At 66.4% G+C, this 13594-nt stretch carries 8 protein-coding genes; 6 read left to right on the top strand and 2 right to left on the bottom strand.

Features of this window, described 5'->3' with window-relative positions:
- Window positions 1-23: 23 nt before the first annotated feature.
- The gene (locus ABZT12_RS00410; protein ID WP_356374855.1) at window positions 24-1085 is read right to left on the bottom strand and encodes a hypothetical protein; all 1062 of its coding nucleotides are present in this window, start codon (window positions 1083-1085) and stop codon (window positions 24-26) included.
- Between the two features lie 332 nt (window positions 1086-1417).
- Here ABZT12_RS00410 and ABZT12_RS00405 point away from each other — a divergent pair, with 332 nt between their 5' ends.
- Together ABZT12_RS00405 and ABZT12_RS00400 are read left to right on the top strand one after the other, a co-directional pair.
- Window positions 1418-1894 (top strand): hypothetical protein, encoded by a 477-nt coding sequence (locus tag ABZT12_RS00405; RefSeq protein WP_356374852.1) that lies wholly within the window; start codon window positions 1418-1420, stop codon window positions 1892-1894.
- 3 nt (window positions 1895-1897) lie between these two features.
- Complete coding sequence (locus tag ABZT12_RS00400) at window positions 1898-2947, top strand: hypothetical protein (RefSeq protein ID WP_356374849.1); 1050 nt, start codon at window positions 1898-1900, stop codon at window positions 2945-2947.
- Between the two features lie 78 nt (window positions 2948-3025).
- Here the strand turns inward: ABZT12_RS00400 and ABZT12_RS00395 are convergent, their stop codons facing one another.
- On the bottom strand, window positions 3026-3964 hold the full coding sequence (locus tag ABZT12_RS00395; protein ID WP_356374846.1) for a DUF5655 domain-containing protein: 939 nt from the start codon (window positions 3962-3964) through the stop codon (window positions 3026-3028).
- A gap of 352 nt (window positions 3965-4316) precedes the next feature.
- Here ABZT12_RS00395 and ABZT12_RS00390 point away from each other — a divergent pair, with 352 nt between their 5' ends.
- The 4 genes from ABZT12_RS00390 to ABZT12_RS00375 all read left to right on the top strand — a co-directional run bounded on the left by ABZT12_RS00390 (window position 4317) and on the right by ABZT12_RS00375 (window position 13024).
- A complete protein-coding gene (locus tag ABZT12_RS00390) occupies window positions 4317-5576 on the top strand; it encodes a helix-turn-helix domain-containing protein (protein WP_356374843.1) in 1260 nt (419 codons plus the stop codon).
- Between the two features lie 61 nt (window positions 5577-5637).
- Window positions 5638-6882: a hypothetical protein gene (locus ABZT12_RS00385; protein ID WP_356374840.1), complete on the top strand. Its 1245-nt coding sequence runs from the start codon at window positions 5638-5640 to the stop codon at window positions 6880-6882.
- Window positions 6879-10208 (top strand): hypothetical protein, encoded by a 3330-nt coding sequence (locus ABZT12_RS00380; protein WP_356374837.1) that lies wholly within the window; start codon window positions 6879-6881, stop codon window positions 10206-10208. The genes ABZT12_RS00385 and ABZT12_RS00380 overlap by 4 nt, the downstream gene beginning before the upstream one ends.
- 14 nt (window positions 10209-10222) lie before the next feature.
- The gene (locus ABZT12_RS00375) at window positions 10223-13024 is read left to right on the top strand and encodes an RNaseH domain-containing protein (RefSeq protein ID WP_356374834.1); all 2802 of its coding nucleotides are present in this window, start codon (window positions 10223-10225) and stop codon (window positions 13022-13024) included.
- Window positions 13025-13594 lie beyond the last annotated feature (570 nt).

Below are 13594 nucleotides of genomic sequence, written 5' to 3'. Positions count from 1 at the left end.
ACGGCACACCCGGGCCGGAATGCCTACGAGGCCCCGGCCCGGGACAGAGAACTCGCCTCATAGCGCAGCTGGTAGGCGCGTACCCCTGTGCCGTTCATACGGTAGAGAGTGATCGCCGACAGGAACTGCTCCTTGACCTCCGCGGTGCGACGGCGCTCCTTCTCGCCGATGCCACTGATCCACTCCTCGATGTGCTCCGGGAGCTTGAAGGTCAACTCATAGGCACTGACATCGTCCGCGGGCGACAACGTCCACTCCGCCGCAGCCCCCATACCCCGCCGTCTGATCCGCACCGCATGGTCCGGCTTCGCCTCCGCGTACTCCAGAAACCCTCGGTGATCATTGGCGGCGAGCGGCAGGATGAACGGCGCGGCAGGGAAACCGAGCAGCAGCTCCGCGTCGCTGTGCTGCCGCAGCACAGTGGCGAACTCCTCAATTGCGGTGCCGGCGGCCTGCTTGAACTTCCCATCAGGGATGGAGACCGACGGCAGCAGGTCCAGCGGGGACGTCGCCAGCGCCTTCCGCAGCTCCGCACGCATCCAGTTCAGCGGAAAGGGGGCAGACTTCGGCAGATTCTGCTGTGCCGCGTACAGACTCGTCGCCGTGGCTCCGATGTGGCCGAGCAGCCAGGCGAAGGAGGCACCAGACAGGTCCACGAGGGAGATCTGGTGGGCGAGCGCGTACTTCTGGGCGTCCGGAGTGAATCCGCTCGCTGAGAACAAGGCGTACGAGTACTTGTACCGTTGCCGGGGCCGCGTGCCAGGGCCCGTCATGAAGTTCTCGTTCACGTCGTGCATGACGCCGTGGGCGTTCCGCACGACCTCCAGCTCGCAGCGTGTCTGGTAGTACTTGGCCTCCAGGAACAGTCGCACTGGCATGGAGAACGCCGGAGTGAAAGTGAACTCTCCGAGCACGTCGACCTGGTGGAGCGCGCCCCTCCCTCGAACTCGGAGAGTCTGGCCTTCCGTCATCAACTCGACCGGATCCTGATCTTCGTGGACGAGAAGCCGGTAGCCGCTGAAGCGCAGCAGCCAGGCCAGCGATTCTTCCAGTAAGTAGCCCCGCAACGACGAGTCCTTGAGCACCCTTGTGCTCCCTCTCTTCGAGCCGATCACGCACAGACAAACGTGATCATCTCATCCGGTCGGCGGAAGGAGACGGTCACGCTATGGGGGCGGTACTGGAATGCATCGGTTGAGCAAGGCTCCGAGCGGAGTTGGCTCAGGAGAGTGACCGGGCCGGGGCCGATGAACCGCAGACGGCGAAGGGCGGCTGGTGCATCGAGGCACCGATGCGCCAGTGTTGGCGCTCTTTGACTATCCTCGCCCCGTGCTCGGTGGATGGACTGGCTCTGACCGGGTTGCTTCAGATCCCCTAGCTTGGTCGCAGAGAGCCGGTACTTCGTGGAGGGGATGGGATGGATCCGATCGCGGTGGCCGCTGCCAGCGTGCTGGTGCATGCGATGTCCACCGACGCCTGGCAGCAGGCACAGGCTGCGATGGTGGAGCTGTGGCGACGGGCCGTTCCGGAACAGGGCGAAGCCATCGACGCCGAGCTGACGCAAACGCGAGTGGAGGTGCTCGCTAGCCGTGACTCCGGAGATGACGCCGCTGAGGCAGATTTGGCAGCCGAGTGGCGGCTGAGGATTGAGCGCCTGTTGAGGAGGGAGCCAGCTCTAGCGGACGAACTAAGGGCGTTCGTGGACGCCGTTGGTGCGCTTCCACCCGATGCGCAGGCTCGCCCTGACGTGACCATGGAGGCCAGAGCGTCTGGAAGCGGGCGGATCTACCAGGCCGGCCGCGACATGCACATCACTGAGGGCCTGCGTGAAGGCAGTGGGGTGGGCAATACGCCACCCGGCCCTCCGCTCGGTGACGACGACGATGAATGGTGACGAGTGGGCGACATCGCTAAGGGCGTGCTCGGTGGTGCATGGACGCTGCTCGTTGGCTGGATACTGCCGACCGCCCTCAATCTGAGCGTCTTCTGGTTTGGCGTTGCGCCCAGCCTGCGCCACACAGCCGTGGCTACGCGCTTGTGGCCCACGACGGGAAGCAACGGTGCGCTGTTGCTGCTGGCCATGTCTATCCTGCTCGGACTCGTACTGGCCGCCTTGCAAAACCCTCTCTACCGCGTACTGGAGGGGTACTTGCTGTGGCCGAGCCGTTCGTACGATCGCGGCTGCGCCCGGCACCTACGGTCCAAACACGACCTGCAGGATCGGCTTGCGCTTTTGAGGCTGGAGCGTCGTGAAGCGGAACAAGCAGACCAACTGTCCGAGAACGACGTAGCCGAGTTGGCGAGGCTGCGCGCCAGTGCGCGAGTCGCCCGGGCGGCACGAAGGGACCGTCAGCGCACGGCTATTCAGCGGTCACTGCTACGCGAGAAACTCGCCCGGTATCCGGTTGATGACGGGCAGATCGCCCCTACCCGCTTGGGTAATGCCATCCGCCGTTTCGAGGAGTACGGCCATGACCGGTTCCGTCTCGACACCCAGATCTTGTGGAACGAGTTGACCGGCACGGCACCCGAGCAGGTACGGCGCCAAGTGGACCTGGCCCGCGCGAGCGTCGACTTCTTCGTCTCACTGCTCTATGGCCATGCCGTGATCGCTGTTGTGGCAGCGGTGGCGCTGTGCATGACCAGCCCCAACGTCTTGGCACTGCTGGTCAGCCTTGTTGTGCTCGGCTGTCTGATCCCGCTGTGGTATCGGGCTGCGCTTGCCGCTACCGATGAATGGGCGGCGGCGGTACGAGCACTGGTGAATGTCGGTCGCAAGCCACTCGCCGAGTCGTTGGCGCTGGTTCTGCCCTCCAGCCTGGAGGGAGAGCGCGCCATGTGGGCCCTCGTCACCAAGCTGTCCCGACTGCCCTATCACGAAAGGGCGGCGGCATTGGACGCCTACCGTGTTGGGCTGCCCATGCCTGAGGAGCCGACCAATCGTTGAGTCAGCAACCAAGTGGGGAAGCTGATCGATCCTGAGGATTTTTTGGGATCCCCATCACCAGCCGCCCTTCCCCTTGCGTCAGGCAGCCTCGAACGCCCGCCGGATCAGCGGCCCCGCCTTCTCCAAGTCGGCCGCCGAAGCGATCCGGACCTCCAGGTCGCCCGTCCCGAGGTGACCGATGCCGCGCATGTCGCGAGAGAAGCCATCTTCCAGCTCGACCGTGTCCGGGTCGACCTTGAGGTAGACCAGGATCGCCTCATGCTTCGGGCGGAAGATGACCGAGGCGAGGTTCACCATCCGCCGGTAGGCGATGTAGTGCAGCAGCGGAGCCACCTCCACCTCGCCCCATGCGGTCAGGGCCTCGTCCAGCTCGCCGTATAGGTCCCGGAGGCAAGCGGGAGCCACGCCGGGGGTCGCCTGGACCGACGGCTTCCCGTCCCCGTTGTCGGCATCAGCTGCCACCTCCCGCTCCCGACTCTGCCGCCGAGCCGGGGCCGAGCTCGCAGACCCAGGGGCGGACTCGATCAGCAGCAGGCTCAGCAGCCCGCCGTCGAAGACGCGGTAGCGCACCAGGTCGATCCGCTCGTGAAGACGGTGCACCGCGACCCGGTCGTGGTGCGAGAAGCTCGCCGCGATGCAGACCATCCGCGGGTTCCGCCAGTCGATCGCCTCGGCCGCCTCGGAACCCAACCTCTCCTTGACCAGGGCCTCGAACTCGTGACGCGCGGAGCACAGCCACGACAGGTAGGAGACCGCCTGTGACATGACCCCGCTATCGGCGCCTTTTTTGTACTCCACCACGACCGGCGTGTTGTTCTCGTCGAGCCCGAGCGTGTCGATCCGGCCCCGGTGCCAGGGCCCGGTCGGGTACTCGGACGCCAGGAAGCGGATGCCGAGCATCGCCGCCATCCCCGCCTCGATCCGACGCTGAAGCTCCACCTCCAGAGCCACCGTCGAACCCCGCAGCTCGATGTCCCGGCCATCGGCATCCAGCCGGAACAGCTTCAGGTCGGTCACCAGCGTCCCCCTCCTGCGATCGCTACAGGAGGATCAATCGATAGCGGTACCGCACTATTCCGGCCGGAAGGATGAGTTGCTCCTGCTTCATGCAAGGACATCGGCGAGTGGATAGGGAACATCCGAGACTCAGGGCTGGAGCGCGGCCGGCGTCGCAGCGGTGTCGTCAGAGCGCGGTACCTGCGGTGAAGGCAGAGGCCGTGCAGACCCAAGGATGACGGAGCGGTCGGGCGGCACGCACCGTTCGGGGACGGCTCGCCGTTGTCAGTGTTGATCCATGCCGGTAGCAGGACCGACACGGGGTGCAGAGGCACGGTTGCAATGAAGTCTTCAGCCTGGTTCTTATGGAGTCATGCCCGCGCCCCTTCGCAAAATCGAGCCGAGCCGCCTGGCGGCCCGGCGCAAAGAGCTGGGGCTGACACGAGCGGAACTGGCGGCGCGGGCTGGGGTGTCGGAAAGGATGATCTTCTTCTACGAGGAGGGTCGGCACTCGCCCACTCCGGCCCGGTTGGACCAGCTGGCCAAGGCTTTGGGGTGCGACTCTGGAGCGCTCACCGGAGCTCAGCGCGGTGCAGAAACGTTGATCGATCTTCGTTATGCCGCTGGACTGCCCGTCGACCGAGTCGCTGAACTGCTGCGAGCATCGTCCGCAGGACGTGAGCTGTGCGTGTCCGCAGCCAAGGTGGCGGCTCTGGAGAGCGGTCGCCAGGTGCGTGGCCGGGGGTGGAAGGACGCCCAGACGACCGGCAGGCTGCTCGCTCCTCTTGCGAAGGCCTACGGCGTGCCCGTGCGTATGGTCCTGGACGCCTGGATGCGCACACGTACAGATGAGCCTGCGCCGCAGATTCCAGGCAAGCGGCAGCAGGACCCCTCGCATGCCGCACTGAAGACCTGGGAGTTGTTGAACGAACGGCAGCGCATCTACCTGGGCGAAATCATGCGGGATGACCGTATGACGGAGACCGAGATGTGGATGCGACGGGTGCAGCGTCTGGCAGTGCCCCGAGCGGCCGAGTGGCGCAAGCTGCCGTTGACCCTCAAGGCAGCACCGTCACTGGTGGGCTATACCCGCCTGCAGGAACGCCTTCGGCGTGGCGGAGTGCACGATCCTGGCGCTGGTCAGACCGTGCATGCACTTGAGCGGCGGGGACTGCTGATCATCACGGAGGACGCCGTCGAGCATCCCGGCGTTGGTTATGTGGACCGGGTGCTGGTGGAGATTACTCGCCGGGGCCGAGCAGCTGCCCGCGCCGGGCTGGGCGAGCCTCGTGAATCCGACCACGCAGTGCATCTGTTGTCGGAGTGGTTGTGGGGCGTATTGGCACGGGTTGCGGCGGCGGAGCCGGCAGGGTTGGAGGACGACCGGTTGGCGGGCCGGTCCCTCTTCTTCATCGGGGTGGGCTACAAGGGGAAAGCGGGCGGTCAGCCGAGCCGGGGCTTCGTCGAATCCGTTCCGGTGATGGCGGCAGGGGGCACGCACGTTGCCGAGTACCGATGGCGATTGACCAGGCTCGGAAAGCGGCATGTCGCGGAGTATCTCGATCTCTATCGGGAGCTCTATCCGAAGGTTGATACCACAGGGCTCGGCCCGTTTCCGGTCGACTCACTCTAGAAGCTGGTAATTCCCTCCATCTCGGGGAGATTGTCAGTGGTGCGGTCTACGCTGCGGATTTGTGACGAGCCCCACGCACGACGATGCTCAGACACTTGACGAAGTCAGGGTCCGCTACCTGGTCACCCGGGCTGCCCTGTGGGCGGCGAAGGCCATGACGTCGCCCGGCTTGAAGCCGGAGCAGCGTCTGTCGACCCTGATGGAGTGCCACGGCACGATGCTAGCGGCTCGCGGCCCAAGCAGCCCGCTGCCATTTGCCGAGTTCCGGAAGGCACTCAGAGGGGATCTGGCCAGGCTGCTGCCGGACGGCGTGAGTGCCTTGGACCTAGGCGGGTTGCTGGTCGTCGACGGGGACGGGCAGGTGACCGAGGATGCCTTCGATCTCGATCTGGAGCAGCGGATTCTGCTGCATACCCTGCGGAAGCTCGAAAAGGACGCGGGTGCGATCAGCGATCGGGAGCTGCAGTCGGAGATCGAGCAGGAGACGGCGTACGCGCTTCTACGAAAGCAGGGTACGCAGAACGCTTACGAGGCAGGCCGGTCCGACCTCATCCGGCATCCGGCGGGTCCGGTCGACCAACTGCGCAAGCTGAAATTGCCGATGGGGGTCGTCGACTTCTACGAGGAGATCCCCTACGGGTCCGTCCACCACGGCTGGTGGTTTCCCTGCCCGGTCTGCCGTTGGCCGATGCGCCTCATGCTCCGCAAGAACGCCGGCAACATCGTGGGGTCGGCTCGCTGCTGGCACGCCCCCCACGCGGACATGGGTGCCGCGTACCTGTTCCGTCCAGCGTCGGCCGAGAAAGCGCCGGAGTTGCTGCCAGAGCCGTCGCCGGCGCGCCCGAGCGGGAGGGAGGCAGTGCTGTATCCGGACACCGAGACCCTGCCCGAGGCGCTGCCCGCAGAGGGCCACAAGGCGCTCGCCCGCGGAATCTGGAGGTACACCACCGTGCCGGGGCTTCCGGAGCTGGCCCTGTTCGACCGGTTGAAGGAGTGCGGGCTGAAGGTGGACCTGTGGCCGGGGCTGGACGCCTACGACCTCCTGGTGGAGGTCGCGCCGAAGCGACGCAAGAAGGTGTCGTTCAAGGTCGACGTCAAGGACTACACGTCGGTGACGACGCTCGCGAAGCTCATCCACGCACAGGAGGGCGACAAGGGCGGAGCCGAGTGGCTGGTCGTGCCGGACTACCGGGCCCGCCAGGTCCCGCTGCTCTCTGGGGTGTGCGAGACGTACGGGATGAGGGCGGTCACCGCCTCCGAGTTCGGGGAACTGGTGTGCAAGGAGGCAGGGGTGAGCTGGACATGAGCGAGGTGTCGGTCAAGGAGACTGCGGTACTGGCAGCGCTGGCGCTGGCCGCCCACTACTTCCCCGAAACGGTGGAGGGGGACGAACGCGGCGCTGCGTCCTTTGCGCAGGCGGCGTTCCTGGTCTCTGGCAAGTACCAGGCGTGGGAACGTTGGGACAGCCTCACTCACGAGGAGAAGCAGCGGATCACGGCGGTGTACGCCATCGCCCCCGCCGAGATCTCGGGTCTCCGGGCCTTCTCGATCACAGCCCGGACCATGCTCGCGCCCCTGCACGGAAACGACCCCGACAGCCCGGGGACGATGCTTCCCTTTGAGCTCGTTGGTGACAATCCATTTACGGCCAGCGCCGCATTCCCACGGGTAGGCGGCGACCTACCGGGATACGTCGACCGTCTCACGGCCCGCTTCCGCCGCCCCAGCGGCCGTCCCAAGCCACCGGACTTCGCCGGTCCGGGGACATGGGCCACGCAGGAGATGTTTGTGAACGGGGAGGGACAGATCCAGGGGCGGCTCACCATCCCCACCTACCCCCAGTTCACCGCCCCGCTCGGCCACGATCAGCTCCCGCACGTCTCCTCTGTCCCCTACCTGCCCGACGTCCGTATCCCCACGCCCGAACTCCTTGGCCTGGCCCGGCATATCGACCTGCGCTACACGCCGGAGAAGCGCTACCTGCACCAGACCCTGCAGCAGCTCTTCGAGGTGCTACAGACCACCGACAGCCTGTCGCCCCGCGAGGCGCTGACGATGACCGCTGGCCGGACAGAGATCTTCAACGCCCCGACCGGCACCGGCAAGAGCGTCCTGGTCCGGATCATGGCCGCATGGTTCGCCGCGAACCAGCTACGTGTCGCCATCGTGCTGCCCGACATCAAGGCGTGCCTGGCAGCGACGTGGAATGTGCGTGGGGACCTCGACCACCTGCACAAAACTGGGGTCATCGAACACGAGGCAGGTTGCGCCCACCTGATGTCCTCGTCCGGGATGCACGACCGCGCCCTCAAGCACGCCTCCCTCATCAACGAAGATCCCGACCTCCCCGGTGAATGGGGTGAGCGAGGCGAGCGCGATCTTGACCAACTGGCCTACGGATGTGCACAGAAAACCTTCCTGGAGGCCACCGGCGACTACCCACCCGGGCGCGAACCGTGCCTGAACCTGCGCCGTCAGGGGGTGGGCTCCGCAGCCTGCCCTTGGATCCCGACGTGCGGGAAGTTCGCCCCCGTCTACGACGCCTGCGCCGCGAACGTCGTCATCATGAACCACTACGCCTTCATGCAGGGCAACCTGCGCATCGGCGTGAACCTGGACGGCCGGGCCGTCCGGAGCATGACGGCGGCCGAATTCGCGCTCCGGACCTGCCACGCCGTGCTCGTCGACGAAGTGGACCAGTTCCAGTCCCGGGCCATCGACAACTGCGCCGGCGAGGTGGTCCTGCACTCTCGGCGGCACTGGTCCGCAGCGCCGCAAGAGATGGACACCGACGCGAAGCGGCTGCACATCGACGACGAGCACAACCTACTGCCCGCCGTCAGCCACGTGCGGCTGATGGCGGAGTTCCTCCTCCTGAGCATCTGCAAGAACGCCCTCAGCCTGCACGCCACGGAGGACGAGCGAGCCCAGGCCCGCATTCCGGACCAGACCAGTACCCGCTGGCACCTGGCCCGTGGACGGGACCGCGCACTCATCCGCTTGCTCTGGCCCGAGACGGAGATCGCGGAAGAGACGGACATTCCGCCGGACTTCTTCCAACGGCTCAACGCCCTCATGCCGGCCCGATATCGGGGCCTCGATCCGCTCGCTTCCCAACCGAGTCTGCTCGAACCTGACTGGGACGACGTGCGGCGTGCCCTCGGCGCCCTCGTGGCGCCACGCGGCGAGCACCTGCTCGACATGGTGAAGCTGGAACTGCACACGCTTCTCGAAGATTCCATCAAGGACGTTCAACGGCGCGCCAAGGCCATCAACCTCCTGGTCACACGCACGGCCATGATCGAGCTGGACGAAGCTCTGTCCGAACTGCAGGACAAGGCCCAGGACTACCGCTCCTCCGGCCTGCGGTCGGCACAGAAGATCGTGGAACTCCTGGGGACCACGGCAGTCTCCTCGGTGATTCCGCTGGGCATGCTCGGCCGTTCCATCACCGGCTACCGCATCACTGGGCTCGACGACAAGGAGAAGAACGCGAGCCTTGTCGCTCAGACCATCACCGGTGACCCGCACACCTACACCGCCGAGCTCGGCGGTGTCGTCTCGCTCCTCCTGGCCGCTGTGGAGCGGCCGGTGATGGGCTTGTCGGCCACCGCATACTTCCCCCAAGCCGTGCGCGAACATGTCCATGCCCCCGTCCGATGGTGGATGACCGACGCGCAGGCCAAGTCCATCCGGGCCAGGAAGCACCGTATCGAGTACGGAGAGGGCCACCCCCTGTTCGGGGAGCCCATCAAGGTGTCAGGCACCCACCCCAGCCGTAAAAAGGACGCGCTGATCGAACTGGGCAGCAACCTGTACGACCAGAAGATCCACCGCGAACTCGAACGAACGGCGGCCCAGGACCCCGACCGCGCCCACGTGCTCGTGGTGGCCAACTCATACCAGCAGTGCGCCTGGCTCGCGCGTGGCATCGCGCAAGCCGGCCACTACGGCGGCGGATTGTGCGTCGCGGTGCGGGCGGAGGACCGCCACCGTGCCGACCCTGACCTGCCCAAGGAGAACGTCGCTGTACGCCTCACCGCTGAGGAGTTCGAGGACTTCCCCAAGCACGGCAAGATCCTGGTCGTGCCCCTGTCGCTGATTGCCAGGGGGCTCAACATCGTCGTCGGCATCCGCTCCGCCGTCCGCTCCGTCTACCTTTGTGTACGTCCCCTGGCGCTCCTCAGCGAGCCCGCCGAGATGTACGCCAGCATCAACGCCGCCGGTCTGCGGGCCCTGCCGACCGGCGGTAGCTCGAACCCGTCACAGGGGCTTGCCGTCGGTCGTGACGCTGCCTGGGAACGCCTGTCCCTTCTCCTGCGGACGGCCCCGCAGTTCACCGCCATGCACAAGTCCCTCCAGGAGGAGGTCGTCGCGGGCATGATCGTCGATCTCATCCAGCTGGCCGGCCGGGCTCGCCGCGGAGGCACCGAAGCGGTCCTCCACATGGTCGACTACGCCTTCCACGAGGACACCTGGAACGCCGACCTGGAAACAGTCCTGCGCCGCATCCACTCTCAGTGGACGCCCCAGGTGCGTCAACGGATGAATGAGCTGTACGGAGAGGCGCTCAACGCGTTCCTGTCCTACGCCGGCATCGAACCCCACGAGCCCGGCTTCCCGGGCGCCTGAAGAGAAGAGGACGCGTGACCCAGCCAGACCGCGAGCCCGGGATGTACCTGAACACCCTCGCCTACCGCTGCACCCCGAAGCTCGTCGGCGACGCCGCGGTGTACGTGCGGCACTTCGACAGCGAGACCGAGAAGCTGTGGAGCGACTTCAGCAGGCAATGCGCACGCCGCTACGGCGACGACGCGGCGCAGGCCCCGTACTCCATCGCTACCACCGTGCTCAGCACCCTAAGCGGCGGCTACGTCTACTTCGACCCCGACTTCCGTGGCCCGTTCCTCGCCTCACGCGAACCGCTCGACAGCGAGCTGCTCCGTCAGGTGTTCACCCTCACCCATGCACTGGCGCTCGGCGAGAAGATCGACACCATCGACCTCGACATGGCTCCTGAACTCGCCAAACGGATCGCCGCGTCACCAGAACACCGATACGCGCTCGCCGACCACCTCAAGCCGATCGACGGCAAGCAGCCCAACGCCCCCGCATGGGTCTACAGGACCGTCGCCTGGGACCTCTCCCGCCGCATGGCCGGAAAGTGGGCGATCTCCGACAGCAGGAAGATCGCACTGCGCCCCGACACCACCGGCGGTCTGGTCGCCCTGGAAGAACCCTGGCAGAACGAGCAGGGCGGCCGGTACGCCCTCTCCCGCACCGCGCTGCGACTCAAGACCCTTCCGAACATCTCCAGTCCCGTGCTCCTGGTGTCGTCGAGGGTGACCCGCATCTCCTCCTCGCTGATCTTCTCGAAGACGGCCCTGGCTGTGCAGCCCGGCCCTGGGCGCCCGCTCCTCGAAGTGTCGCTCAACGGCCGCGGCGCCGCCCGAACCGTGAACCGGCTCGCACTGGAGGCGCTGGGGCGTCTGGAGATGGACTACTCGATCCTGCGGACGATCGACCAGCGATCCCGCAGGGAACAGGAGCTCCTCAAGAGGGCCCGCGAGGAGAAGAGGCCGGCGGCCTTCCCCCGCGAACACCCCGGCCAGGTGTGGCCGGTGCTCCCCAAGAGCTATTCCTTCCCCATCGGCACCGGCACCGGGATGCAGCACCTGCGCCTTCTCTACGGCCACGTCGCCGAGGCGTTTGGCGACGTGGCCGTGCCTCTGACGATGCGGGAGGCGCCCATGACGCTTCCCCACCGGCCGACCGACCCCGAGCGCGTCACCAAGAAGGAGCTCGAACGCCGCAAGGAGGAACGAGAGAAGAGCGAGAGCAAGGAGCCGCTCCGGGCGCGAGGCAGCGCCGTGCCCACGCCGGAGTCCGTTTTCTCCGCCGTCGAGGCCGCTGGCTTCAAGAAGCTGCGCATCGCCTGCCTGTGGTACCGCGACGAGACCCGGCTACGGATGCTCGACACTCTCTGCAAGACCTACGGCATCGACCCCACGGGGCTCGACCCGCACGACGGCCAGGAGTTCAGCCTTCACGGCGACCAGATCACCGCGGTGCTCCACCTGGCCACCGACTTCCTCAAGCCCGGTGGACCGGACGGCAGGCGAGAAGCCCTGGCACAGACCGGCGCTTCGCTGGCCTCCCGGGACGGGATTCTTGTCGGCGCCTGGTGCGAGACCGAGAAGCCCGAGGCCGTTGACGAGCAGAGCGGCACGGACGCCGACAGCCGCGACGGCAAGCTCCTGACGCGGTCGCTCCTTGCCGGCCTCGGCGTTCCCACCCAGTACATCCTGGGCAAGAACGACAAGGGCATCGTCATGCCGAAGGCGAAGGACCACCCGGCCGAAATGGCTCTCCTCGACCTCTACCGCTCGCTCGGGGTCATCGACGACCGCATCGCCAACGCGCTGGAACCCGAAACCTCCGACTACCCCGTTCACCGAGTAGCCCAAGTCGGTTTCCATGTACGCCAGCAGAACCGGCGGAAGGGGGAGAACGGGCCCCCCAAGGTCGTGATCACCGCATCAGCACTCATCCCGCCAGCCCACGTCGGCGGAGCATGGAGCATGCTCGGTTGGAGCTCCACCCGACCCCAGTGGCAGCCCTACCGCAGCGCCCAGCCCGCCTTCCACGCCGCGGCCTACCCCCAGGAGAACGGGGACAAGAAGACTCACCGGCAGCGCTGGGACGACGCAGCCGAGGCGGTCGAGTTGGCCCTCGGAGACCTCGCCGAGGAGCTGGACGGCGTCCCCTACACCGTCACCGTGGACGGGCTGGCCTGCCGCCGTATGTGGGAGGGGCTGCAGAACATGAACCAGGGAGCCTCCCGGACTCCGCGCTTCAGCCGCTACTGGCTCCCAGGCAGCTCCCTGAGCAGCGACGAGAGGCCGCGTTCCGTGATCCGTATCAACATCGCGGACGAGGAGGTCCCGCCGCCTGTCAGCACCACGCGTGTGCTGAAGGGACAGGCTGGCGCCACGACAGACGGCGAAACAACCCGGATGCTGTATCAAGTCGAGGTGGACTTCGGCGCACCCGTCTGGATCTTGTGCAACGTGCCGCGCGCGTACGACGGCGACGGCGCTGGCCGACTCGGCTCGAAGTACACCCGATGGGACGCCAAGCGGTCCGTCCACTCGGAGAAGAAGGAGGAGCGCCGCAAGGGCGAGATGCCCCAGAACTGGTACTCCATGACTGCGACCGAGATCTATCCGCTGGCCTGCGCCGAGGGCGTCTCGGCGGAAGCCCTTGCCGTGGCCACCGCAAAACTCTGCCACCAGACCCTCTTCTGGTCCGACCGGGCTCGCTTCCCCGTGCCCTTGCACGCCGCCAGGCAGATGGACCTCGACCACCCGCAGTACCGGCGCACCGCTCCTTCCGAGGAGAAGCCCGCCGCCGAGCCGGGTTCTGACGGCGAGGCATCCGAGCAGTAGCGGCAGAGGAAAGCGGTGGGTGGAGGTTGCTGTCGTCACCCCGCACGCGACACCACCCGCCCACTCACGGTGCTGGGCATCGCATGATCAAACGGAACACCCAACGACACGGTGCAGCCCTGGGCATGTGCCCGTGGGAGATTGGGCGCGTTTGTGGGATCGTGACAATGCGTATCGTGCATCTGATCGGGGTCCGGCCGACAGCTCAGACGCTGGGTTCCGGTCGGAACGGTTTGCGCGTAAGTACGAGCCAGTCTTGATAGGCCACTGTCTCCCGGGAGGTACCGATACAGGACGGGCTGGAGGGAAGGGGAGCGCAAGGGGAGCGCGGACGCCTCTGGACCGGCCAACATGAGGTGGCACGAACCAACCCCGCTCGTGTCCTCTGATCAGGCAAAATGAGAACTGGCAACACCCCATGGCAGGGTGCAGCACGATCGCTCGCGTACTCGTAATGCGTAGGTCTCGGGTTCGAATCCCGAAGGCGGCTCGGAGGAACCCCAGGACTCACTCGCCGTGACCTGGGGTTTTTTCATGCCCGGGGCGTGCCGAGTCGCATGACGGGAATGC

The sequence above is a fragment of the Streptomyces sp. NPDC005423 genome, from assembly GCF_040606415.1.
Classification (GTDB): domain Bacteria; phylum Actinomycetota; class Actinomycetes; order Streptomycetales; family Streptomycetaceae; genus Streptomyces.
Note: the sequence above shows the minus strand (reverse complement) of the source record. Positions and strands in the feature narration are given on the sequence as shown.

What these genes read in the sequence shown, in the direction of transcription:
- ABZT12_RS00405 (WP_356374852.1), top strand. Translation starts at nt 1,418, where the DNA reads ATGGATCCGATCGCGGTGGCCGCTGCCAGCGTGCTGGTGCATGCGATG.
- ABZT12_RS00390 (WP_356374843.1), top strand. Translation starts at nt 4,317, where the DNA reads ATGCCCGCGCCCCTTCGCAAAATCGAGCCGAGCCGCCTGGCGGCCCGG.
- ABZT12_RS00380 (WP_356374837.1), top strand. Translation starts at nt 6,879, where the DNA reads ATGAGCGAGGTGTCGGTCAAGGAGACTGCGGTACTGGCAGCGCTGGCG.